Consider the following 22,512-nt stretch of genomic DNA (forward strand, 5'->3'; position numbering starts at 1 on the left):
CCCGGCTACGGCGAAAGTCTTCTGGTCAATGCGCCTGCCTGCCGCGACACGGACCCGGGTGGCTCCCTGGTGCCTGCATCGGCGGTGGCGCTTTCAACGCTGATCCTCCAGGCCCTCTGGCCTACGCGCTGCCGCCCGACGCCGTCGCGACGAGGGGTGCGTCGCGGTCGGGCGCCAACGGGTCGGTCACCGTGCCGGTCTCCTCATCGAGCGGCCCCTGCGCCAGCCTGGTCACCGCTGCGGGGACCGGCGGCGCCAGGTCGGCCGTAGCTCGGAGGCCGGACAGGACGTCGTCGGGTCGTACGGCAGGTGTCAGGTGCCGTACCACCAGGCGCAGTATCGCACAGGCACCCTCCCGGCGACCATCGGCCCCTGCGCCGGACGCCGCTTCCGCTGAGGTCAGCGACGTGACGGCGGCCCGTGCGTCGAATGTGCGCAGACCCTTCTTGGTCTGCCGCTCGACCTCGACCACCTCCGACGCGAGGAACGACTCGATGGCACGCTCCGCCTCGGCCGGGGCGACGCCGTCCAGCCGGAGCTCCCACTCGGAAGCCTCCAGCCGCTCGGTGAAGTCGGACGTGAGGGCCTCGACCGCCTCGACGATGTCGAGCCCGGGCGGCATGGACGCGTCGAGCCGTGATCTCAGCTCCTCCGGATCACGCCGCTCGACGAGGGCGATCTCCAGGAACTCGGCCTCACTGCCCGTGCCGGTGGGTGCGGCATTGGCGTAGGAGACCTTCGGGTGCGGGGTGAAGCCGGCGGAGTACGCCATGGGCACCCCTGCCCTGCGCAGCGCTCTCTCGAAAGCGCGCTGGAAGTCTCGATGACTGGTGAACCGAAGGCGGCCGCGTTTGGTGTATCGCAGTCGCACACGCTGCACGGCGGGTGCGGGCGGCGGGCCTTCGGGCTGTCGCTTGCCCAGTGGTTCTCTCCTCAGTGCCTGGTGCAGGGCGGCAACGCGTGGGGAACGGCCGCTCTCCGCGTACGTGAAGATGCGAGGTTCTGTTGTGTCTTCGGACGCTTCCACGGTGCTGCGGGCCGTGCCCGCCGGTACCGCAGGTGCTTCAAAGGGTGCGGAAGTCCGCATCGTCGCGCTTGGCGCCGAGTGTGCCCGGCGTCGTCGCGCTGTTGTGCGGTGATCCTGCGACCCAGGGTACGCGCCCTGGCTCGGACAGCGCCCTCCGATGCGGCACGGGACCTGTAGTGGGCTCCGCCAGGGGCTCGCTCCCCCGCTTCCTGGCGGGCGGCCCGCCGAACAGCGCCCGGCGCAGCTCCGCCCGGGTCTCCCGTACGGAAGCGCGGGCCGATTCCAGAGCCGCGCGCACCCCGCGACGTACCTCCCGCACGACCTGCACGGCCGGGAGCCACACCGCGTCGCGCAGCCCGCGGCCCACCGGCCGCACGACGTACCGCCACACCCACACGACGGGATCGACGAAGAGGAAGCGCAGCACCCGGCCGATGAACCGGAAGACCGCCCTCGAGACGTATCCGGCGACGCGCCACGCATGGCCCACGGCGCCCGCGATCTCCCGCGCGACGACCGCAACGGCACGTCCCGTGGGCCTGAGCAGCTTGCGGTGGACGAAGGTGCAGGGCAGCACCACCAGATACCGCCACAGCCACGCCAGCCCCGTACCGGTGCCGCGCACCGCGGCGACCACCCCTCGCCACACCGGCCTCAGCACGTACCGGTGCAGCAGCCGGCAGGGCGTCACCACGAGGTACCGCCACAGCCACACGGACGCGACGCCCACCGCGGCCATGACCGCCAGCACGGCAAATCCCACGGGCTTCAGCACATAGCGGTAGAGGAAGCCCAACGGTGCGCCGATCATGGTGCGCCCGAACCAGGCCAGCCCCACGCCGACAGCCCGGGCGAGGGCCAGCGCGCCCCGACCCAGCGGGGCCAGCACGTAGCGGTGGAGGAGGGAGAGCGGCTCGACGACGAGATGACTCCCCAGCCAGGCCAGCACTGCCCAAAGCCCCCGCCCCGTCCAGACGATCCCCGACCCGACGGCCTTCGCCAGCCAGGCCAGCGCCCGTCCGGTGGGCGCGAGCGTGTACTGCCACAACGCGAGCCAGGGCCACACCAGCAGCGCGAAGAGAACCGGTGAGAGCACCTTCCTCCACACCCATTGCGACGCCCGCGCGAAGGGCACCCACACGACCCGCCTGAGCGCCCGCCCGCAGGCCGTGAGCGCGTCCCAGAGCAGCCGCACGGGCACGATCAGCACCAGCGTCACGATCCGTACGGGCATCCGGATCGCCCTCGCGAGCCATCCCTCGAAGGGCTCCTCAGTGAGGTGGGCCGGGGTCACTGCGCCCGGCGTGCGGTGCGGCTTCACCAAGGAGACCCGATCAGCGGGCCCCGCGGCCTCTGCTGGTCTCTCGGGATCCGCAGGGCCTGCGTCATGTCCGGGCTGACAGTCACTCACACCCATGAGGACGCCGCCGCAGCCCGTCCGGTTCATCGCGCCGGGCGCCGCACGGAAAAGCCGCGCCCCGCGCCCCGCTCGGCGACGGCCGTCGGCAGCACTTCCTCCCCGCTCGGCCCCACCCGGATCTCCCCGTCCCGGACCGTGCGCGTGCGACCTGCGAATCCAACAAAAAGGATTGATTGATCTATCTTGATTGATGTATCTTGACCCCGTGACTTCAGCTGCGCAGCAAGGCGAACCGTCAGCAGCACCACCCGGCGTCCTGTCCCTGACCGGGCACCCGGTGCGGTGGCAGCTGATCGGCGAACTGGCGCGCAGCGACCGGCAGGTCCGCGAACTCACCGCTCTGGTCGGCCTGAGGCAGAGCCTGACCTCCTACCACCTCGGCCAGTTGCGCGACGCCGGGCTGGTGACCACGCGGCGCAGCTCGGCCGACGGACGCGACACCTACTACAGCCTCGACCTGGCCGCCTGCCGCGATGGTCTGGCCGAAGCGGGCGCCGCCCTGCATCCCGGGCTGAGGCTGGTCCCGGCCGCGCTGACGGAGCCGGCGGCCGGTGCCGGCGGGCGGAATTCGCGGCGGCCACACGTCCGGGTGCTCTTCCTGTGCACCGGCAACAGCGCGCGGTCCCAGATGGCCGAGGCGATCCTGGAGCGGCTGGGAGGCCCGGGGATCGAAGCAGCCAGCGCCGGGAGTCACCCCAAGCCCCTGCACCGCGATGCCGTGCGTGTGATGCGCGAACGCGGCATCGACATCGGCGGCCGCCGCTCCAAGCACCTCAGCGAGTTCGCCGATCAGCGGTTCGACCACGTGATCAGCCTCTGCGACCGCGTACGTGAGAAGTGCCCGGACTTCCCCGGCCCTCCCACAGTGGCGCACTGGAGCATCCCCGACCCGGCCGCCGCGGCGACGGCCGACGAGCACAGCCACCAGGCGTTCGTCCGCACCGCCGACGAACTCGACACCCGTATCCACTTCCTGCTCCACGCGAACGAACGCGCCCCGGCGCGCTCGGAGGGGACCAAGTGATGTCCGACAGCTCTGCGGACCTGGTCAGCGTCCGGTACATGGTCGACGACGTCGACACCGCGATCGACTTCTACACCACTCACCTGGGGTTCACCGTCAGGATGAGTGCGGCGCCGGCCTTCGCCGACGTCCTGCGCGGCAACCTGCGGCTCCTGCTGAGCGGCCCGTCCAGTTCGGCGGGCCGACCGATGCCTGACGGTGCGCAGCCGGCACCGGGGGGATGGAACCGCATCCATCTCATCGTGAGCGACATCGCCGCCGAGGTGGACCGGCTGCGTGCCGCGGGGTTGACGTTCCGGAACGACATCGTCTCCGGTCCCGGAGGTCAGCAGATCCTCCTGGAGGATCCGTCCGGCAACGTGGTCGAGCTGTTCCAGCCCGCCGGCACCTGACCCGAACCCGGCAGGCAGAACTCGTCACACGCGAGCAAGCGTGCGCGGGGTCCGAGCTCCGGAGGTCCACCTGAAGCTGATCGTCCCGGAGGATGCCGGGGCGCCCCTGGTCGTCAAGAGGGGCGCTTTCGCAGGCGGACGCCCTTGAGACGCCGTCGGCCCCGTCGAGTCGACAGGGCCGCGGATCGCCCCTACTTGTTCACGACCGAGAGCGGCAGCAGCTTCTTGCCGGTCGGCCCGATCTGGATCTCCGTGTCCATCTGAGGACACACCCCGCAGTCGAAGCAGGGAGTCCAGCGGCAGTCCTCGACCTCGGTCTCGTCGAGGGCGTCCTGCCAGTCCTCCCAGAGCCAGTCCTTGTCCAGGCCGGAGTCCAAGTGGTCCCAGGGCAGGACCTCTTCGTACGTGCGCTCACGCGTCGTGTACCAGTCGACGTCGACTCCGAAGTCCGGCAGCGTGCGGGCCGCGGCGTCCATCCACAGCTGGTAGCTGAAGTACTCGCGCCAGCCGTCGAAGCGGCCGCCCCGGTCGAAGACGTCGCGGATGACCGCGCCCACGCGCCGGTCGCCTCGCGAGAGCAGGCCCTCGACGATGCCGGGCTTGCCGTCGTGGTAGCGGAAGCCGATGGAACGGCCGTACTTCTTGTCACCGCGGATCTTCTCGCGCAGCTTGCCGAGCCGCTGGTCGGTCTCCTCGGCCGACAGCTGCGGCGCCCATTGGAAGGGTGTGTGCGGCTTGGGCACGAACCCGCCGATGGAGACGGTGCAGCGGATGTCGTTGGACCGTGCGACCTCGCGGCCCTTGGCGATGACGTTGATGGCCATGTCGCCGATCTGGAGCACGTCCTCGTCGGTCTCGGTCGGCAGCCCGCACATGAAGTACAGCTTCACCTGCCGCCAGCCGTTGCCGTAGGCGGTGGCGACGGTGCGGATCAGGTCCTCCTCCGAGACCATCTTGTTGATGACCTTGCGGATGCGTTCGCTGCCGCCCTCGGGCGCGAAGGTCAGGCCGGAGCGACGCCCGTTGCGGGTCAGCTCGTTGGCGAGATCGATGTTGAACGCGTCGACGCGGGTCGAGGGAAGGGACAGGCCGATCTTGTCTTCCTCGTAGCGGTCGGCGAGGCCCTTGGCCACGTCGCCGATCTCGCTGTGGTCCGCGGACGAGAGGGAGAGCAGCCCGACCTCTTCGAAGCCGGTGTTCTTCAGCCCCTTCTCCACCATGTCGCCGATTCCCGTGATGGAGCGCTCCCGCACCGGGCGGGTGATCATGCCCGCCTGGCAGAAGCGGCAGCCCCGCGTGCAGCCGCGGAAGATCTCCACGGACATCCGCTCGTGCACCGTCTCCGCGAGCGGCACCAACGGCTGCTTGGGGTACGGCCATTCGTCCAGGTCCATCACCGTGCGCTTCGAGACCCGCCACGGAACGCCCGAACGGTTCGGCACCACGCGGGAAATGCGCCCGTCCGCGAGGTACTCCACGTCGTAGAACTTGGGGACGTAGACCTCCCCGGTCTTCGCCAGGCGCAGCAGGAGCTCGTCCCGGCCGCCGGGTCGCCCCTCGGACTTCCAGGCACGGATGATCTCGCTGACCTCGAGCACGGCCTGCTCACCGTCGCCCACGACGGCGCAGTCGAGGAAGTCGGCGATGGGCTCGGGGTTGAAGGCCGCGTGGCCTCCCGCCATGACGATCGGATGGTCATCGCCGCGGTCCTTCGACTCGAGCGGGACGCCCGAGAGTTCGAGGGCGGTGAGGAGGTTGGTGTAGCCGAGTTCGGTGGCGAAGGAGACACCGAGCACGTCGAACTCACCGACAGGGCGGTGCCCGTCCACCGTGAACTGCGGGACGTCGTTCTCCCGCATCAGCTTCTCCAGGTCCGGCCAGACGCTGTAGGTGCGTTCGGCCAGTACGCCCTCTCGCTCGTTGAGCACCTCGTAGAGGATCATGACGCCCTGGTTGGGCAGCCCCACCTCGTAGGCGTCCGGGTACATCAGCGCCCAGCGGACGTCGCAGGAGTCCCAGTCCTTGACGGTGGAGTTCAGCTCACCACCCACGTACTGGATGGGCTTCTGGACATGGGGAAGGAGGGCCTCCAGGCGCGGGAAGACCGACTCGACTGGCATGGGGGTTCCTCGACTCAGGGCGCGTTCGCGGTGCAGGTGACCATCCAGCGTAACGCGGACGCGGGAGAGCCATGGCGCCCGTCTCAGGCCCGCCCCTTCAGACGGGCCGTCTGCTCCTCCTGGACGCGGCGTGCCGTCTCCAGGAACTCGCTGATCACAGCGAGTTGGTCCGCGTCGTGGTTTCGCAGCGCGGACTTCCCTGCCTCGCCGACGGGGCCGTACACCTCGCGCTCGGCAGTACCGTCGTGCGGACCGGGCAGGGCTGGCGGATCTCGGCTCTCCACAACGGGCGGGTACGTCCGGTGACCATCCCCGGGCCCGGCGCCTTCCCTTCGCGGATGTCACACGCGATGAGCCGGACCGGCCGCCGCCTGACCCTGGGGACGGGACGCCGGGCACAGGACGGAAGCGTCGTCGCGGCAACAACTACGACAACGTCAACGCCTACAGGAACGACAGCTACGCCGAGACGGGACGCTGCACTCTGATCGACTGCAGCAGACCGAGCGCGATCCACACCGCGAACATCGATGTACCGCCGTAGGAGACGAACGGGAGCGGAAGCCCCGCGACCGGCATGATGCCCAGCGTCATCCCGATGTTCTCGAACGACTGGAAGGCGAACCAGGCAATCACTCCGGCGGCGACGATCGTGCTGTACAGCTCGGACGCCTCGCGGGCGATGCGACAGGCGCGCCAGATCACGACACCCAGGAGCAGAATGATCAACGCGCCGCCCAGGAAGCCCAGTTCCTCACCGGCGACGGTGAACACGAAGTCCGTCTGCTGCTCGGGCACGAACTGCCCCGTGGTCTGCGATCCCTCGAAGAGCCCCTTGCCGCTCAGGCCGCCCGAACCGATGGCGATGCGCGCCTGATTGGTGTTGTAACCGACACCGGACGGATCCAGAGCGGGGTTGGCGAAAGCCGCGAATCGGTCGATCTGGTACTCGTCGAGCAGGCCGAGCGCCCAGACCAGTACGGCTCCTCCGGTGCCGGCGGCGCACAGCCCGACGATCCACCGGTTCGAGGCGCCGGAGGCGAGCAGCACTCCCAGAACGATTATGACCATGACCATCACTGAGCCGAGGTCCGGCATCAGCATGATGACCACGATCGGGGCGGCCGCCAGGCCCAGCGCCTGGAGCACGATGCGGTGGTCGGGATGCTCCCGGTCCCCCGCGTCCACGCGAGCGGCAAGCAGCATCGCCATGCCCAGGATCACGGTGATCTTGATGAATTCGGCAGGCTGCAGCGAGAAGCCTCCGCCGAGATGGAGCCAGGCCCGCTGCCCGTTGATGGTCGCGCCCAGCGGAGTCAGGACGAGGAGCGCAAGCAGCACCGACGCCCCGTAGAGGAACGGCACCGCCCCGCGCACCCTGCGGTGGCCGAGCCACACCATGCCGGCCATCAGCAGCAGCCCCACGACGAGGCTGAGCACGTGACGGGTCACGAAGTAGTAGGGGTCACCCTGGTTGAGGTCCGTGCGGTTGCGCGTGGCCGACCAGACCAGGAGCGAGCCCACGATGGAAAGGCCGACGCCGGCCAGCACCATGACCCAGTCCAGCCGCCATACCGCCGAGTCGCGTGCCGTGACCCTGCCCCACGCCGACTTCTTCTGCGGCCCGTAGCCGCTGAGGGAGTAGGAGTGCGTGCTCATCCGGCCGCTCCGCCGGCGGGTGTGCCCTTCACCGCGCGTTCGGCGCGCTTCTTGAAGTCCTTGTCTTCTCTGGCCTCGATGTTGCCGTGGCCGTCCACCTTCGGGAGGCCCTCCTCGGGGTGCGGCAGCAGTGCGGCCTTCTCATCGAGATCGCCGTCCGCGTTGACCCCGTAGATGGCGTTGTAGATGTTGCGCACGGCTGGTCCGGAGGCACCGGAGCCGGTACCACCCTGGGAGATCGTCATGACGACCGTGTAGTCCTTGGTGTACGTCGTGAACCAGGACGTGGTCTGCTTGCCCGCGACCTCGGCCGTACCCGTCTTGGCGTGCATCTTGATCTTGTCCTGGGGCCAGCCCGCGTCACCGAAGCGCCAGGCCGCGGTGCCTCGTTCGGCGACACCCGCGAGCGCCTTGTCCATCTTCTTCAGCAGACTCTTCTTCACGGGCAGCTTGCCGTGGGACTTCGGCTTGATCTCCTTTATGGTCTTGCCCTTCGGCCCGATGGTCGCCTTGCCGAGGGTGGGGTTGTACAGGGTGCCGCCGTTGGCGATCGCCGAGTAGATGGTCGCCATCTGGATCGGCGTGACGAGCGTGTCGCCCTGCCCGATCGAGTAGTTGACGCTGTCACCGGCTCGCATCTTCATGCCGGAGACGCAGTTCTCCTTGGCGATCTTGTCGGCGTAGGACTTGGGGTCCTTGGCCTGCTTGCACCAGGCGTCCTTGTTGGCCTTCCAGTAGTCCTTCTTCCACTGGCGGTCCGGGACACGGCCTTCGACCTCGTTGGGCAGGTCGACGTGGGTCTTCGCACCGAGGCCGAACTTATGGGCCGTCTTGTAGAAGTGGTCCCCGGCGTTCTTCTTCGGGTTGTTGCCGCCGTCCTTGAGCCACTGCTTGTAGGCCAGGTCGTAGAAGACCGTGTCGCAGGAGACCTCCAGCGCGCGGCCCAGATCGATCGTGCCGTGGCTCTGGGACTCGTAGTTCTTGAAGGTCTGTCCACCGACGTTGTACGAGGACGAGCAGTTGTAGTTGCCGCCGAACTTGTTGCCCGCCTCCACAGCGGCGGCCGTGGAGATCACCTTGAACACCGAACCGGGCGCCGAGAGGCCCTGGATCGAGCGGTTGAGCAGCGGGTAGTTGGACTTCTTGCCCGTCAGCTTCGTGTACTTCTTGCCGGAGATGCCGCCGACCCACTCGTTCGGGTCGTACTCGGGGTTGGAGGCCATCGCGACGACCCGGCCGGTCTTGTTCTCCATGACGACGGCCGCGCCGGCGTCCGCCTTGTAGTTCCTGTTGGTGTTCTTGTCGTGCTCCTTGCGGGCGTTCTTCATCGCCGTCAGCAACTCGTTCTCGGTGACGGCCTGAACGCGTGAGTCGATGCTCGTGACGAGGCTGGAGCCCGGCTCGGCCTTGTCGCTCTTGGCCCGGCCCATGACGCGTCCCAGGTTGTCCACCTCGTAGCGCGTCACACCCGAACTGCCGCGCAGCATCGCGTCGTACGTGCGCTCGATTCCGGAGCGGCCGATCTCGTCGGAGGAGAGGAAGGGCGAGTCCGTGTTCTTCGTCTTCCTGATCTCTTCGTCAGTGACCGGCGAGAGGTAGCCGAGCACCTGCGACGTGTGGGATCCGTAGGGGGCCGGGTAGCGGCGTACGGCCGTGGGTTCGGCGGTGATGCCAGGGAAGTCCTCGGCCCGTTCACGGATCTGCAGGGCCTGCTGGGTCGTAGCGTCGTCGGTGACCGGGATCGGCTGGTAGGGCGACCCGTTCCAGCACGGCTGAGGAGTCTTCGCGTCGCAGAGGCGGACCTTCTCCTGCACCGTCTTCGGACTCATGTCGAGGATGTCGGCGAGCCTGGTCAGCACGGCCTTGCCGCTGTCGTCCATCTTCATCAGCTCGGTGCGGGAGGCGGAGACGACCAGGCGCGTCTCGTTGTCCGCGATCGGCACGCCGCGCGAGTCGAGGATGGCGCCGCGGGTGGCGGGCTGCACGACCTGCTGCACGTGGTTGCCCGCGGCCTCTTTCTGGTACTGGTCGCCGTTGCGCACCTGGAGATACCACAGGCGTCCCCCGAGGGTGAGCAGCAGTGACATCACCAGGATCTGAATGGCGACCAGCCGGATGTTCACCCGGTGACTGCGCCCGGTCTCAGGGATGTTGCTCACAGCCGCTTGACCCCCTTGATCTTCCCGGTCCTGCCTTTGCGGGACGACCGGTCCAGCAGACTGCCCCGCTGGATGCCCATCCGGATGGCCTTGCCGTTACGCGCATTTCGCACCGTGCTGCCGTTGCGGCCCTTGCCGAAGAGGCTGCCGCCGACTTGAAGTCCCGTACCCGAACTGAGCCAGCCGTAGGCGCCTTTGTCACTTCGGCCCATACTCCCGACCCCGGACGCGTCGGAGGTGATCACTCCGCGCTCCGTGCGGCGGGCCGCCCACATGATCAGCGGCACGACGAAGGGCGCGAGCAGCAAGTCGTAGAGGGTGGCCGTGAACAGCAGCGGCAGCAGCCCGACCTGGCCCGCCGCGGTGTCGCCGACGAGGGTGCCGACACCCGCGTACAGGAGCGTCGATCCGACGGCGGCGCTGGCGACGACGAGCATCGGCACCGTCGCCGAACGGTGCTGCGTGCTCTCGGGCTTGGTCAGGCCCGCCACGTAGCCGATGATGCACAGCACGAGCGCGTACCGGCCCACCGCGTGCTCCGCCGGCGGCGCGAGGTCCGCGAGGAGTCCGGCGAGAAAGCCGGTCACGGCTCCGGCGGTGTGGCCGTAGACCATGGCCAGTCCGAGCAGGACGAGCAGCAGCAGATCGGGCACGGCACCGGGCAGCTGAAGCCGCGCCAGCACGCTCACCTGCGCGATCAGGGCGCCGACGACGAGTACGGCCGAGAGCAGGATCCGGTTGATGTACATCGGTCAGCTCCTGGATTCCGAAGCGTTGGGCTTCGGCGTCTTTGTGACGGTCACCGTGGGCGCGGGCTTGGGCTTCGGCGGTTTCTTCGCCCGCAGCACGTCGTCCCGCGGATCACTACGCGGCGGCTGAACGACGACCCCCACGATGTCGAGCTTGCTGAAGCTGACGAACGGACGGACGTTGACGCTGCGCGTCAGGTCACCCGCCGTCCTGTCGACCTTGGAGACCGTCCCCACAGGCACGCCCGGCACGAAGGGCTTGTTGTTCCGGGAACCGAAAGTCACTATCCGGTCGCCCTTTTTCACGTCCGCCTTGCCGTTGAGGAGTTGGACGGTCATGGCGTCACCGCCACGGCCCGTGGCGAAGCCGAGTTCGCTGCTCTTCTCCATGCGGGTACCGACGGAGAAGTCGGGGTCGTTGGCGAGCAGCACGGTCGCGGTGGACGAACTGACGGTCGTGACACGGCCCACGAGCCCGTCGCCGTTGATGACCGTCATGTCCCGCGCGAGACCGTCCTTGGTACCGGCGTCGATGGTGACCGTCCAGGAGAATCCCTGCGCGGACCCGATGCCGATGACCTGGGCGCCCTTGAGCCCGTAGCCGCCGGCGCCGGCGGTCTTCAGCAATCTGTCCAGTTCCTGGGAACGTGAACGGTGCCGGTCGCTGGAGCCGAGCTTCTGCTTCAGCTTCGCGTTCTCGGCCTCGAGACGGCTTATGCGGTTGTGCCGCACACCGGAGTCACGGACGGCGGCGATGGAGTTCCCGACGGGGTCGACAGCCGCCGACACCCCGTTCTCCACAGGCCCGAAGGCGGAAGCGGCCACATGCCGCGCGCTGTCCATCGGGGACTGCTCGCCCTTCCTGATGTCCACCGTGATCAGTGCGAACGCGATGACGATCAGAAGGACGAGCAGCAGCCGGCTCTCTCGGGTGTCCCTCACGTGCGGCGGCCGTGCCTTTCCTCAGTCGGTGGAGCGGTGTCCGTTCCGGAGCACTGCTGCCGTGCTCCGGAACTGTCAACGATCCACAGGCGGACTGGTGGTCGTGCATGCGGCGGACCGCACGGCGGTTCGTTACGTTCAGATCATCGCCTGGGCTGGGAATCGAGGACCTGCTGAAGCGCCTCGAATTCCTCCACGCACTTTCCGGAGCCCAGCGCCACGGAATCCAGCGGATCCTCGGCGATGTGGATCGGCATGCCCGTCTCACTGCGCAGCCGCTCGTCCAGTCCGCGCAGCAGCGCGCCGCCACCGGTGAGGACGATCCCGCGGTCCATGACGTCGCCGGACAGCTCGGGCGGGCACTTGTCGAGCGTGGTCTTCACCGCGTCGACGATCGCGTTGACGGGCTCCTCCATGGCCCTGCGGACCTCCGCGGCCGAGATGACGACCGTCTTGGGGAGGCCGCTGACCAGGTCGCGGCCACGGATCTCCGTGTGCTCGTCCTTGTCGAGGGAGTGCGCGGATCCGATCGTGATCTTGATGCTCTCGGCCGTGCGCTCACCGAGGAGCAGGCTGTACTCCTTCTTGATGTGCTGGATGATCGCGTTGTCCAGCTCGTCGCCGGCGACACGGATCGACTGGGCCGTGACGATTCCTCCGAGCGAGATCACCGCCACCTCGGTGGTGCCACCGCCGATGTCGACGACCATGTTGCCGGTGGCCTCGTGCACGGGCAGCCCGGAGCCGATCGCGGCCGCCATCGGCTCCTCGATGATGTGCACCTGCCGCGCGCCCGCCTGCGTGGACGCCTCGATGACGGCGCGGCGCTCGACCCCGGTGATGCCGGAGGGAACGCAGATGACCACGCGCGGACGGGCCAGATAGCGTCGCTTGTGGATCTTGAGAATGAAGTAGCGGAGCATCCGCTCGGTGATCTCGAAGTCGGCGATGACGCCGTCCTTCAGCGGACGCACGGCCACGATGTTGCCCGGGGTGCGGCCGATCATCTTCTTCGCCTCGGCGCCGACCGCCAGGATGCCCCCGGTGTTGGTGTTGATGGCGACGACCGACGGCTCGTTGAGGACGATCCCGCGACCCCTGACGTACACCAGCGTGTTGGCGGTCCCGAGGTCGACAGCCATATCACGGCCGATGAACGACATGTTGTTCGCCATAGGATGCGTCTGGCCTTCCAACTGGAGCGATGTGTGTGGGAGGACGGCAGGAGTGTGTGATCCGCGCTAACGCAATGGAGGCGCGAGGTTCCATCGTAGACGCGGACTCGAACACGTAGCGAGGGTGTCCCGCCATTGTCGGCGTAACAGCCGTCGTCCCTGTAATCAGTGACGTCGTGTCGGGGTGATGCGTTCCCCCGAACCAAGGCGCATATGCCGAAGGGCGACCGGAAATTGTCGGTCGCCCCAGGTCATCCAGGCTCTGACGACTGATGACGCGTCAGCGGAACCCTAACTGAAGTCAGGGAAAAAAATCTTCAACTCACGCTCGGCGGACTCCACCGAGTCCGATGCGTGAATCAGGTTTTCCCGCACAATCGTGCCGAAGTCCCCCCGAATGGAGCCGGGCGCCGCGGCAATCGGGTCCGTCGGACCGGCGAGTGCCCGTACTCCTTCGATGACGCGCTCACCTTCGACGACCATCACGACAGACGGGCCCGAGGCCATGAATTCCACAAGCGGTTCGTAGAAGGGCTTTCCGACGTGCTCGGCGTAGTGCTGTTCCAGCGTCGAGCGGTCGAGCGTGCGCAACTCCAGTGCCCTGACAGCCCAGTCCGCCTTGCTCTCGATCCGGCCGGTGATCTCACCGATCAGGCCGCGGCGTACGGCGTCGGGCTTGAGCAGTACCAGGGTGCGCTCGCTCATGTCGGGGGCTCCTCGGGGATGGCGCGCCGTGCCGTCGGGGACGTCAGGCGTCGGGGAGGTCAGGGTCGGCGATGTGGCCGGTTGCGAATGCCCAGAGGCTACACGGACGGCACCCCTCACCGTCACGCAGTGTCAGGCTCGGTCTCCAGCCGGGCACGCTCGGCCTTCGCCTCGTCCACCTTTTGGCCGAAGTGGACGGACGCCCACCACAGTCCCGCGAAGCAGGCGCCGAGGAAGAACATGGCCGGGACGACGAACCCGGAGGCGATCAGGGCCAGTTGGAGCGCCCAGCCCAGCTGGACACCGCCCGGGCGCGTCAGTGCCCCGCAGAGCAGGACGCACAGCGCCATCGCCACCCCGCAGACCGTCCAGACGGTGCCCGCGGACAGATCGCTGGTACGCATGGCGACGAGACCGGCGAAGCCGATCACGAAGAACTCACCGAGCAGCGTGCTCGCGCAGAGGGTGCGCACTACCGCTCCTTCCCCAGCAGCAGCCGGGCCTCGCCGGCCGTGATGACGGATCCCGTGACCAGGACGCCCGCTCCGGCGTACTCGCCCTCCTCCTCGGCGAGCGTGATCGCCTCCTCCAGGGCGCTGTCGAGCCGGGGCTCGATCTGTACCCGCTCCTCCCCGAAGACCTCGACGGCGACGGCGGCCAGGTCGTCGACATCCATCGCACGGGACGTGGAGTTACGGGTGAGGACCACTTCCGCGAAGATCGGTTCGAAGGCCTCGAGCAGGCCCCGTACGTCCTTGTCGCTGCTGGGACCGACAACGCCCACGAGACGGCTGAAACTGAACGCCTCCGTGACCGCTTCCGCGGTGGCACGGGCTCCCGCCGGGTTGTGCGCGGCGTCGAGGAGCACCGCCGGGCTGGTGCGCATCAGCTCCAGGCGGCCGGGTGAGGAGACCGACGCGAAGGCCTGCCGGACGATGTCGGCGTCGAGCGTGCGGCCCTTGTCCGTCTGCCGGGCGCCGAGGCCGAAGAAGGCCTCGACGGCGGCGAGCGCCACGGCCGCGTTGTGCGCCATGTGCGCCCCGTGCATGGGCAGGAAGATCTCCGGATACTCACCGCCCAGTCCGCGCAGCGTCATCAGCTGCCCGCCGACCGCGACCTCACGCGAGACCACGCCGAACTCGATGCCCTCACGGGCGACCGTCGCGTCCTCCTCGGCGGCCCGCTTCAGCACGACGGAGGCGGCTTCCACGGGCTGCTGGGCGAGAACGACGGTGGCGTCCTTCTTGACGATCCCGGACTTCTCACCGGCGATCTTCTCGGGGGTGTCACCGAGGCGCGCGACGTGGTCGAGCGAGATGGGAGTGATGACGGAGACGCCCGCGTCGATCACGTTCGTGGCGTCCCAGCTGCCGCCCATGCCGACCTCGACGACGGCGACGTCCACGGGGGCGTCGGCGAAGGCCGCGTAAGCCATGCCCGTCAGCATCTCGAAGAAGGAGAGACGGTGCGGCTCCTGCGCGTCGACCATCTCCGCGAACGGCTTCACGTCCTCGTAGGTCTCGATGAAGCGCTCGGCGGAGACGGGAGCACCGTCGACGCTGATCCGCTCGGTGATCGACTGCACGTGCGGGGAGGTGTAGCGGCCGGTGCGCAGCTCGAAGGTGCTCAGCAGCGCTTCGATCATGCGTGCCGTGCTGGTCTTGCCGTTCGTGCCGGTGATGTGGATGGACGGGTAGGCGCGCTGCGGCTCCCCCATCACGTCCATCAGCGCCCGGATGCGGTCCAGGGACGGGTCGAGCTTGGTCTCGGGCCAGCGGCCCATCAGCTCCGTCTCCACCGCCCGCAGCGCACGGTCCGTCTCGGGGTCCTCGGGCCGTCCGGGAACGACGTCGGCCTCCGGCGGGCCGGCCTGAGCGCGGAGGGTGCGGCTGCCGGCCTCGATCACCGCCAGGTCCGGGTCGCGGTCCGTCTCCGCTCCGACGATCTCCTCGAACTCGGAGGGTGCGGTGTCGCCGTTCTCCTCGTCCGGGTCTTCGCCGGGACCTTGCTCGGGGGGCTGGGGCTGGTCACTCACGGCGCCCAGTCTACGTAGGGCGGCGGGGCCGCCTTCCCGGCGGTCCGCCCGCGGTCGCCGGTGCTCGGGCTCGTGGCCCATGGAACGCGAAGCGGTCCGGCAGCACGGATGCTGCCGGACCGTGAGTGCGTGGGTGGCCCGTCGCGGGGGCGCCCAGGGACGCGCTCGGCGCAGCGCGAGCGCGTGGGCCCTAGGCGACCGGGACCACGCGCTCGCGGCGGGTTACGCGCCGGGCAGCCGCTCGATCTGCGGCCGGAGGCGTGCGATGTCGGCCTCGGCGGCGGCGCGGCGGTCCCGGATCTTTCCGACGACGTGATCGGGGGCCTTCGCGAGGAAGCCCTCGTTCTCCAGCTTCGCCGTCGTCTGCCGAAATTCCTTCTCGGCGGCGTCCAGGTCCTTCGTCAGCCGCTTGCGCTCCGCGTCGACGTCGATGACGCCGGACAGGTCCAGCTCCACCGTTCCGCCCGCGACGGGCAGCGACGCCGTGGCGTGGAAGCTCTCGCCCTCGGGCTGGAGCCGCAGCAGCTGCCGGATCGCGGCCTCGTGGGAGGCCAGCGGGGAGGCCGCCACCGTGAGCCGGGCCGGAACCCGCTGCCCCGGCTGGAGGCCCTGGTCGGCACGGAAGCGCCGGACCTCGGTCACCGCGTTCTGGAGGGTGGCGATCTCACGCTCGGCCTCCGCGTCCCGGAATCCCGAGTCGGCCGGCCAGGGCGTGACGACGAGGGACTCGCCGCCCGTCAGCGTCGTCCACAGCGACTCGGTGACGAACGGGACGACCGGGTGCAGCAGCCGCAGCATCACATCGAGGACCTCGCCGAGGACGCGGCGTGAGACCTCGGCGGGCCGTCCGCCGGCTGCGAAAGTGGTCTTGGACAGCTCGACGTACCAGTCGAAGACCTCGTCCCACGCGAAGTGGCGGAGCGCGTCCGAGAGTTTGGCGAACTGGTAGTCGTCGTAGTAGCCGTCGACCTCGGTGACGACGGAGTTGAGGCGGGAGAGGATCCACCTGTCCGTCGCGCCCAGTTCGGACGCATCAGGCAGCGGGCCCTCGATCGTCGCACCGTTCATCAGCGCGAACCGCGTGGCGTTCCAGATCTTGTTGGCGAAGTTGCGGGACGCCTTGACCCAGTCCTCACCGATCGGCACATCGGCGCCCGGGTTGGCGCCGCTGGTGAGCGTGAAGCGGACGGCGTCGGCACCGTAAGCGTTCATCCAGTCCAGCGGATCCACCGAGTTGGGGTTGGACTTGGACATCTTCTTGCCGTGGTCGTCCCGGACCAGTCCGGTCAGCGCGATCGTGTGGAACGGGGCGACGCCGTCCATCGCGTAGAGACCGAACATCATCATCCTGGCGACCCAGAAGAAGATGATGTCGTGGCCGGTCAGCAGAACGTCGGTCGGATAGAACTTCGCCAGATCCTGGGTCTGTTCGGGCCAGCCGAGGGTGGAGAACGGCCAGAGGCCGGAGGAAAACCAGGTGTCCAGGACGTCCGGGTCCTGCGTCCAGCCCTCGCCCGTGGGGGGCTTCTCGTCGGGGCCGAGGCAGCGGACCTCGCCGTCCGGCCCGTACCAGACCGGAATGCGGTGGCCCCACCAAAGCTGGCGCGAGATGCACCAGTCCAGCATGTTGTCGACCCAGTCGAAGTAGCGCGCCGACATCTCCGGCGGGTGGATCTTGACCAGTCCGTCGCGCACCGCGTCACCGGCGGCCTGCGCGAGCGGGCCGACGCCGACCCACCACTGCATCGACAGCCGCGGCTCGATGGTCGTCTTGCAGCGCGAGCAGTGCCCGACGCTGTGCGTGTACGGGCGCTTCTCGGCCGTGATGCGGCCCTGTTCGCGCAGGGCGGCGACGATCGAGGACCGCGCCTCGAAGCGGTCGAGGCCCTCGTACGGGCCGTGCGCGGTGATCACGCCACGCTCGTCCATGACGGTCAGCGCCGGCAGGTCGTGCCGCTGCCCGATCGCGAAGTCGTTCGGGTCGTGGGCAGGAGTGACCTTGACGGCGCCGGAGCCGAACTCCGGGTCCACATGCTCGTCGGCGACGACCGGGATCGCGCGGTCGGTGAGCGGCAGCTTGATGTGCCGGCCCAGCAGGTGTGCGTAGCGCTGGTCGTCAGGGTGGACGGCGACGGCGGTGTCACCCAGCATCGTCTCGGCCCGGGTGGTGGCGACGACCAGGGAATCCTCACCCTCGCCGTACCGGATGGAGACCAACTCGCCGTCGTCCTCCTGGTATTCCACCTCGATGTCGGAGATGGCGGTGAGGCAGCGGGGGCACCAGTTGATGATCCGCTCGGCACGGTAGATCAGCCCGTCGTCGTACATCTGCTTGAAGACGGTCTGGACGGCGCTGGAGAGGCCCTCGTCCATCGTGAAGCGCTCGCGCGTCCAGTCGACGCCGTCGCCGAGGCGGCGCATCTGGCCGAGGATCTTGCCGCCGTACTCCTCCTTCCACTGCCAGACCCGCTCGACGAACTCCTCACGCCCCAAGTCCTGCCGGGACTTGCCCTCTTCGGCGAGCTGCTGCTCGACCTTGTTCTGCGTGGCGATGCCCGCGTGGTCCATGCCCGGCAGCCACAGCGACTCGAAGCCCTGCATGCGCTTGCGGCGCGTGAGGGCGTCCATCAGCGTGTGCTGGAAGGCGTGGCCGAGGTGGAGCGATCCCGTGACGTTCGGTGGCGGGATGACGATGGTGTACGGCTGCTTGTCGCTCTTCGAGTCCGCCTCGAAGTAACCGCGAGCTACCCAGCGCTCATACAGCTCCTCCTCCACCTCGGCCGGCGCGTACTGCGTCGGAAGGTCTGCGGGGGCTGCTGCTTTCGGCCCTCGGGAGTCGGGGCGCTGCTGAGAATTCTCGGTCACGACGGCAGTGTACGGGCGTCAATGTCGCAGTCTCGAATCGGTTTGGGGACCGGTGCAGCACGTGCTCCTGGGGTCCGCAAGGATGTACGCGCAGCGAGCCGGCGCGAGCGCGACCGCGTCGTAGGCGTCGCTCATCAAACGGAGGGGATGCACAGCCATGAGTCAGAACCAGCCGGGGCCTTCCGGACAGCAGCCGCCCCCGCCCGGACCGTACGGACAGCCTCCGCAGGGCCCGAATCCGTACGCCCAGGGCGCTCCGGGCGGGACACCGGGCCAGCCCGGCTACGGGTATCCGCAGCAGCCGCCCGGACAGCCCGGTTACGGCTATCCGCAGCAGCCGGGGCAGCCGGGCCCGTACGGGCAGCCCGGTCCCTACGGGCAGCCCGGGCCGCCCATGCCCCCGCAGGGCGGCGGCATGGCGGGCAAGACCATGGCGATCATCATCGGCTCGCTGGTGATCGTGGGCGTCCTCATCGGCGCCATCCTGCTGTTCGGCGGCCTGGGGGGCAGCGGCGGCGGTTCGGTCGCCGACGACGGCAAGAAGTACAAGCTGACCTCTCCGCAGACGGTCGCCGGCGAGTACGAGAAGAACGAGGGCTACGGCACCACGAACCAGATGACGCAGTCCGAGCTCTCCGAGTTCGAGAGGGCGGGCGTCGACGGCCCCGAGAGCGAGCACGGCTCGTACAAGTCCGGCAGCGGCACGACCCTGAAGCAGCTCAACTTCCAGGGCGTCTGGGGCGAGGTCGAGGACCCGGAGGCCACGGTCGACGCGGCGTTCGCGAAGATGGCCGAGGACAGCGAGAGGAGCGCGGAGCGTTCCGGCAGGACCGCCGAACTCGAGGGCAGCCCCGAGAAGGTCCAGCCGGCCGGTCTCGAGGACGACGCCGTGATGAAGTGCCAGATCATCAAGGTCAGCCTCGGCGCATCCACGTCCGCGGGAAGCGGCACTCCTTCGGAGATCAAGGCGCCGCTGTGCATGTGGGGCGACCACAGCACGGTGGCGATGGTCTCCGCCCAGGACTCCGCCGCCGTTCTCACCGGCAAGAGCATGACGATCGATGACGTCGCGAAGCTGTCGACGAAGCTGCGCGACGACGCGCGGGTCGAGATCAAGTAGCCCGCGGGACTGAGGTTCCGGGACCCCCGGCCGGTGTGCCGGGGATCCCCCGCCTGACGGAGGAGACGCAAAGCGATGAGTGACAGTCAGCCGGCCCCGCACGGACCGTCGACGGCGCCCGATGCCCCGGTGCCCACGCAGGACGGCGGCGGCGACAAGGGCGGCAGGAGCGGTCTCAGTGGCCGGACCATGGCCTTGGGCGTCGGCGCCCTGGTCGTGGTGTGCCTCCTCGTCGGCGGGTACTTCGTCCTGGGGCCCGGCGGTGGTCCCGAGTACAAGCTGACGACGCCGCAGACCGTTGCCGGTGAGTACCAGCGGGACGGCAAGGGCGAGAAGGGCGACGGCGAGGCCTTCGACAACAAGAAGGTGCCGGGGATGACCTCCGGCGCCGACGTCAGCGCCGAGTACAAGGCCGGCGCCACCAAGAAGCTCCAACTCGGGGGCGCCTACGGCTCCGTGGAGAACCCGGAGAAGGCAGTGGACTGGGTCTTCGAGCAGACGGGCAAGTCGCTCGGGACCGAGACCGGCGCCAAGGCGGAGGGAAGCCTCGAGAAGTTCTCGCCCTCCGGCTTCGACGGCGACGTGCTCAAGTGCCAGGAGTACAAGATCTCGAGCATGAGCCTCGTGATGTGCAGCTGGTCCGACTCCAGCACGGTCGGCACGGTCTCCTCGATGATCCTCACCAGCGACGGGACGAAGACGAAGCCCGTGGACCTGAAGAGCACCGCCGAACTGACCGCCAAGGTACGCAAGGACGCCCTCGTCGAGGCCGGTTGACGGCAGCCGCTGCCCGCAGAAGCTTCCGGCTGACGATAAGAGCGCGGCGTTCACGTCGCGAGGAGCACGGAAACGAGAAGGGGCGCCCGGCAATGTGCCGGGCGCCCCTTCTCGTCGTTGCGGGACAACTGCCATTGCTGCGGCGGCGATTGAGCGACTGTTCGCGCGCTTGCGGACGATGCCCTACGCGCTCTTCTCGTGCCGCTCCTGCTCGTTGCCGCGCGAGCGGGGCACGAGCGTCGGATTGACGTTGGAGTGGACGACCTCTTCGGTGATCACGACGCGCTCGACGTCCTTGCGGGAGGGAACCTCGTACATCACCGACATCAGGACCTCTTCCATGATGGCGCGCAGCCCGCGCGCCCCGGTGCCGCGCAGGATCGCCTGGTCGGCGATGGCCTCGAGCGCGGGACGGTCGAAGTCCAGCTCCACACCGTCGAGTTCGAAGAGGCGCTGGTACTGCTTGACGAGTGCGTTGCGCGGCTCCATGAGGATCTGCAGCAGCGCCTCGCGGTCGAGGTTGTGGACGCTCGTCATCACGGGCAGACGGCCGATGAACTCCGGGATCATCCCGAACTTCACCAGGTCCTCCGGCATGACGTCCTCGAACTGGTTGCTGTCCTCGATCTCCCGCTTGGAGCGGATGGTGGCACCGAAGCCGATTCCCTTCGCCCCCGCACGGGACTCGATGATCTTCTCCAGCCCGGCGAAGGCACCGCCCACGATGAACAGCACGTTCGTCGTGTCGATCTGGATGAACTCCTGGTGCGGGTGCTTCCGTCCGCCCTGCGGCGGCACCGAGGCCGTCGTGCCCTCAAGGATCTTCAGCAGGGCCTGCTGGACGCCCTCGCCGGAGACGTCACGCGTGATCGACGGATTCTCACTCTTGCGGGCGACCTTGTCGATCTCGTCGATGTAGATGATCCCGGTCTCGGCCTTCTTGACGTCGTAGTCCGCCGCCTGGATCAGTTTCAGGAGGATGTTCTCGACGTCCTCGCCGACATAACCCGCTTCCGTCAGCGCGGTGGCGTCCGCGATCGCGAAGGGGACGTTGAGCATGCGGGCGAGCGTCTGCGCGAGCAGTGTCTTGCCGGAGCCGGTGGGGCCGAGCAGCAGGATGTTGGACTTGGCGAGCTCGATGCCGTCCTCACGGCCCTGGGGGCCGCCGTTCTCACCGGCCTGCACGCGCTTGTAGTGGTTGTAGACCGCCACGGAGAGCGCCTTCTTGGCTGCCTCCTGGCCGACCACGTACCCCTCCAGGAACTCCGAGATCTCGCGGGGCTTGGGCAGCTCGTCCCAGCGCACCTCGGAGGACTCTGCGAGCTCCTCCTCGATGATCTCGTTGCACAGGTCGATGCACTCGTCGCAGATGTAGACGCCTGGCCCTGCGATCAGCTTCTTCACCTGCTTCTGGCTCTTCCCGCAGAACGAGCACTTGAGCAGATCGCCGCCATCACCGATGCGTGCCACGAGGTGCTTCCCCTTCGCCTGGGACCGGTCCATCAGCCGTCGGACCGAGGTACGTGCTCTGACGACGGTACCCTGCCGAGCCGTCGAATTGGGCCCCCCTTGGGACGACTCGGTGGAGGCGACCCAAGGGGGAAAGTGACATGCGCCGGCGTCAGACTCCCATGCCGACGGACGACTTGCGGGTGGAGACGATCTGGTCGATCAGCCCGTACTCCAGCGACTCCTCGGCCGTGAGGATCTTGTCACGCTCGATGTCGTCGCGGATCTTCTCGATCTCCTTGGTGGAGTGCTTCGCCAGCATCTCCTCCAGCTGGATCCGCATGCGCTGGATCTCGTTCGCGGCGATCTCCAGGTCGGAGACCTGACCGCGGCCCGTCTCGCTGTAGGGCTGGTGGATCAGGATGCGTGCGTTGGGAAGCGCCATCCGTTTGCCGGGAGTACCGGCGGCGAGGAGCACCGCGGCGGCGGAGGCCGCCTGTCCCATGCAGACCGTCTGGATGTCCGGCTTCACGAACTGCATCGTGTCGTAGATCGCCGTGAGCGCCGTGAAGGAGCCGCCGGGCGAGTTGATGTAGAGCGAGATGTCCCTGTCCGGGTCCATCGACTCCAGGCACAGCAGCTGCGCCATGATGTCGTTGGCCGAGGCGTCGTCGATCTGGACGCCCAGGAAGATCACGCGCTCCTCGAAGAGCTTCGCGTACGGGTCGTACTCCCGCACACCCTGCGAGGTGCGCTCGACGAACCGCGGGACGATGTAGCGGGACTCGGGCCGCGGGCCCGTGTAGCGGCCCTGTGAGGCGTACGTGCTCTCCGCGCCGGGGAAACCGCCGGAGGCGGGGAGTCCGGAAAGATTGGTCATCGGAGCCTTCTCCT

At 68.4% G+C, this 22,512-nt stretch carries 19 protein-coding genes; 4 read left to right on the forward strand and 15 right to left on the reverse strand.

The window, feature by feature from the left end:
* Nucleotides 1-121 precede the first annotated feature (121 nt).
* A complete protein-coding gene (locus I004_RS0108515) occupies nt 122-880 on the reverse strand; it encodes a TIGR03936 family radical SAM-associated protein (protein ID WP_028435122.1) in 759 nt (252 codons plus the stop codon).
* A 184-nt stretch (nt 881-1,064) separates the two neighbouring features.
* Nucleotides 1,065-2,321, reverse strand: a complete 1,257-nt coding sequence (locus I004_RS32995) for a hypothetical protein (protein ID WP_199779353.1) — start codon at nt 2,319-2,321, stop codon at nt 1,065-1,067.
* A gap of 331 nt (nt 2,322-2,652) precedes the next feature.
* Between I004_RS32995 and I004_RS33000 the strand changes: the two genes are divergently transcribed.
* Both I004_RS33000 and I004_RS0108530 read left to right on the forward strand, forming a co-directional pair.
* Nucleotides 2,653-3,471, forward strand: coding sequence for an arsenate reductase/protein-tyrosine-phosphatase family protein (locus I004_RS33000; RefSeq protein ID WP_486579860.1), 819 nt, complete (start codon nt 2,653-2,655; stop codon nt 3,469-3,471).
* On the forward strand, nt 3,471-3,863 hold the full coding sequence (locus tag I004_RS0108530; RefSeq protein ID WP_028435123.1) for a VOC family protein: 393 nt from the start codon (nt 3,471-3,473) through the stop codon (nt 3,861-3,863). Before I004_RS33000 ends, I004_RS0108530 begins: the two co-directional genes overlap by 1 nt.
* A 191-nt stretch (nt 3,864-4,054) precedes the next feature.
* Here the strand turns inward: I004_RS0108530 and I004_RS0108535 are convergent, their stop codons facing one another.
* The 11 genes from I004_RS0108535 to I004_RS0108585 form a co-directional block, all read right to left on the reverse strand.
* Entirely contained in the window at nt 4,055-5,983 is a 1,929-nt protein-coding gene (locus I004_RS0108535) for a TIGR03960 family B12-binding radical SAM protein (protein WP_028435124.1), read from the reverse strand.
* An 83-nt stretch (nt 5,984-6,066) separates the two neighbouring features.
* Entirely contained in the window at nt 6,067-6,267 is a 201-nt protein-coding gene (locus tag I004_RS39410) for a hypothetical protein (protein ID WP_037975396.1), read from the reverse strand.
* 175 nt (nt 6,268-6,442) lie between these two features.
* On the reverse strand, nt 6,443-7,642 hold the full coding sequence (gene rodA / locus I004_RS0108545) for a rod shape-determining protein RodA (RefSeq protein WP_028435125.1): 1,200 nt from the start codon (nt 7,640-7,642) through the stop codon (nt 6,443-6,445).
* Nucleotides 7,639-9,801, reverse strand: coding sequence for a penicillin-binding protein 2 (gene mrdA, locus I004_RS33010; RefSeq protein WP_037975398.1), 2,163 nt, complete (start codon nt 9,799-9,801; stop codon nt 7,639-7,641). The genes rodA and mrdA overlap by 4 nt, the downstream gene beginning before the upstream one ends.
* Nucleotides 9,798-10,550: a rod shape-determining protein MreD gene (mreD, locus tag I004_RS0108555; RefSeq protein ID WP_028435126.1), complete on the reverse strand. Its 753-nt coding sequence runs from the start codon at nt 10,548-10,550 to the stop codon at nt 9,798-9,800. The genes mrdA and mreD overlap by 4 nt, the downstream gene beginning before the upstream one ends.
* A gap of 3 nt (nt 10,551-10,553) precedes the next feature.
* On the reverse strand, nt 10,554-11,492 hold the full coding sequence (mreC, locus tag I004_RS0108560) for a rod shape-determining protein MreC (protein WP_028435127.1): 939 nt from the start codon (nt 11,490-11,492) through the stop codon (nt 10,554-10,556).
* A gap of 143 nt (nt 11,493-11,635) precedes the next feature.
* Complete coding sequence (locus tag I004_RS0108565) at nt 11,636-12,655, reverse strand: rod shape-determining protein (protein WP_028431807.1); 1,020 nt, start codon at nt 12,653-12,655, stop codon at nt 11,636-11,638.
* Nucleotides 12,656-12,958: 303 nt separating this feature from the next.
* On the reverse strand, nt 12,959-13,372 hold the full coding sequence (gene ndk, locus I004_RS0108570) for a nucleoside-diphosphate kinase (protein WP_028435128.1): 414 nt from the start codon (nt 13,370-13,372) through the stop codon (nt 12,959-12,961).
* A gap of 122 nt (nt 13,373-13,494) precedes the next feature.
* Nucleotides 13,495-13,845: a DUF4233 domain-containing protein gene (locus I004_RS0108575; RefSeq protein ID WP_028435129.1), complete on the reverse strand. Its 351-nt coding sequence runs from the start codon at nt 13,843-13,845 to the stop codon at nt 13,495-13,497.
* Nucleotides 13,845-15,407 (reverse strand): bifunctional tetrahydrofolate synthase/dihydrofolate synthase, encoded by a 1,563-nt coding sequence (folC, locus tag I004_RS0108580; protein ID WP_028435130.1) that lies wholly within the window; start codon nt 15,405-15,407, stop codon nt 13,845-13,847. The genes I004_RS0108575 and folC overlap by 1 nt, the downstream gene beginning before the upstream one ends.
* Nucleotides 15,408-15,629: 222 nt before the next feature.
* Complete coding sequence (locus I004_RS0108585) at nt 15,630-18,272, reverse strand: valine--tRNA ligase (protein WP_028435131.1); 2,643 nt, start codon at nt 18,270-18,272, stop codon at nt 15,630-15,632.
* A gap of 157 nt (nt 18,273-18,429) precedes the next feature.
* On the opposite strand from I004_RS0108585, the gene I004_RS0108590 reads away from it, so the two are divergent.
* Together I004_RS0108590 and I004_RS33015 are read left to right on the forward strand one after the other, a co-directional pair.
* Nucleotides 18,430-19,392: a hypothetical protein gene (locus I004_RS0108590; RefSeq protein WP_028435132.1), complete on the forward strand. Its 963-nt coding sequence runs from the start codon at nt 18,430-18,432 to the stop codon at nt 19,390-19,392.
* A gap of 75 nt (nt 19,393-19,467) precedes the next feature.
* Nucleotides 19,468-20,169 (forward strand): hypothetical protein, encoded by a 702-nt coding sequence (locus I004_RS33015; RefSeq protein ID WP_051344850.1) that lies wholly within the window; start codon nt 19,468-19,470, stop codon nt 20,167-20,169.
* Between the two features lie 183 nt (nt 20,170-20,352).
* On the opposite strand, the gene clpX is transcribed toward I004_RS33015, so the two are convergent.
* Together clpX and I004_RS0108605 are read right to left on the reverse strand one after the other, a co-directional pair.
* Nucleotides 20,353-21,639 carry an ATP-dependent Clp protease ATP-binding subunit ClpX gene (clpX, locus tag I004_RS0108600; protein ID WP_028435133.1) on the reverse strand — a complete coding sequence of 429 codons (1,287 nt, stop codon included), beginning with the start codon at nt 21,637-21,639 and terminating at the stop codon, nt 20,353-20,355.
* A 151-nt stretch (nt 21,640-21,790) separates the two neighbouring features.
* Complete coding sequence (locus I004_RS0108605) at nt 21,791-22,498, reverse strand: ATP-dependent Clp protease proteolytic subunit (protein WP_028435134.1); 708 nt, start codon at nt 22,496-22,498, stop codon at nt 21,791-21,793.
* Between the last annotated feature and the right edge of the window lie 14 nt (nt 22,499-22,512).

It is taken from the genome of Streptomyces sp. TAA486 (assembly GCF_000426165.1).

What these genes read in the sequence shown, in the direction of transcription:
- I004_RS0108530 (WP_028435123.1), top strand. Translation starts at nt 3,471, where the DNA reads ATGTCCGACAGCTCTGCGGACCTGGTCAGCGTCCGGTACATGGTCGAC.
- I004_RS0108535 (WP_028435124.1), bottom strand. Translation starts at nt 5,983, where the DNA reads ATGCCAGTCGAGTCGGTCTTCCCGCGCCTGGAGGCCCTCCTTCCCCAT.
- rodA (WP_028435125.1), bottom strand. Translation starts at nt 7,642, where the DNA reads ATGAGCACGCACTCCTACTCCCTCAGCGGCTACGGGCCGCAGAAGAAG.
- mreD (WP_028435126.1), bottom strand. Translation starts at nt 10,550, where the DNA reads ATGTACATCAACCGGATCCTGCTCTCGGCCGTACTCGTCGTCGGCGCC.
- I004_RS0108565 (WP_028431807.1), bottom strand. Translation starts at nt 12,655, where the DNA reads ATGTCGTTCATCGGCCGTGATATGGCTGTCGACCTCGGGACCGCCAAC.
- ndk (WP_028435128.1), bottom strand. Translation starts at nt 13,372, where the DNA reads ATGAGCGAGCGCACCCTGGTACTGCTCAAGCCCGACGCCGTACGCCGC.
- I004_RS0108590 (WP_028435132.1), top strand. Translation starts at nt 18,430, where the DNA reads ATGAGTCAGAACCAGCCGGGGCCTTCCGGACAGCAGCCGCCCCCGCCC.
- I004_RS33015 (WP_051344850.1), top strand. Translation starts at nt 19,468, where the DNA reads ATGAGTGACAGTCAGCCGGCCCCGCACGGACCGTCGACGGCGCCCGAT.
- I004_RS0108605 (WP_028435134.1), bottom strand. Translation starts at nt 22,498, where the DNA reads ATGACCAATCTTTCCGGACTCCCCGCCTCCGGCGGTTTCCCCGGCGCG.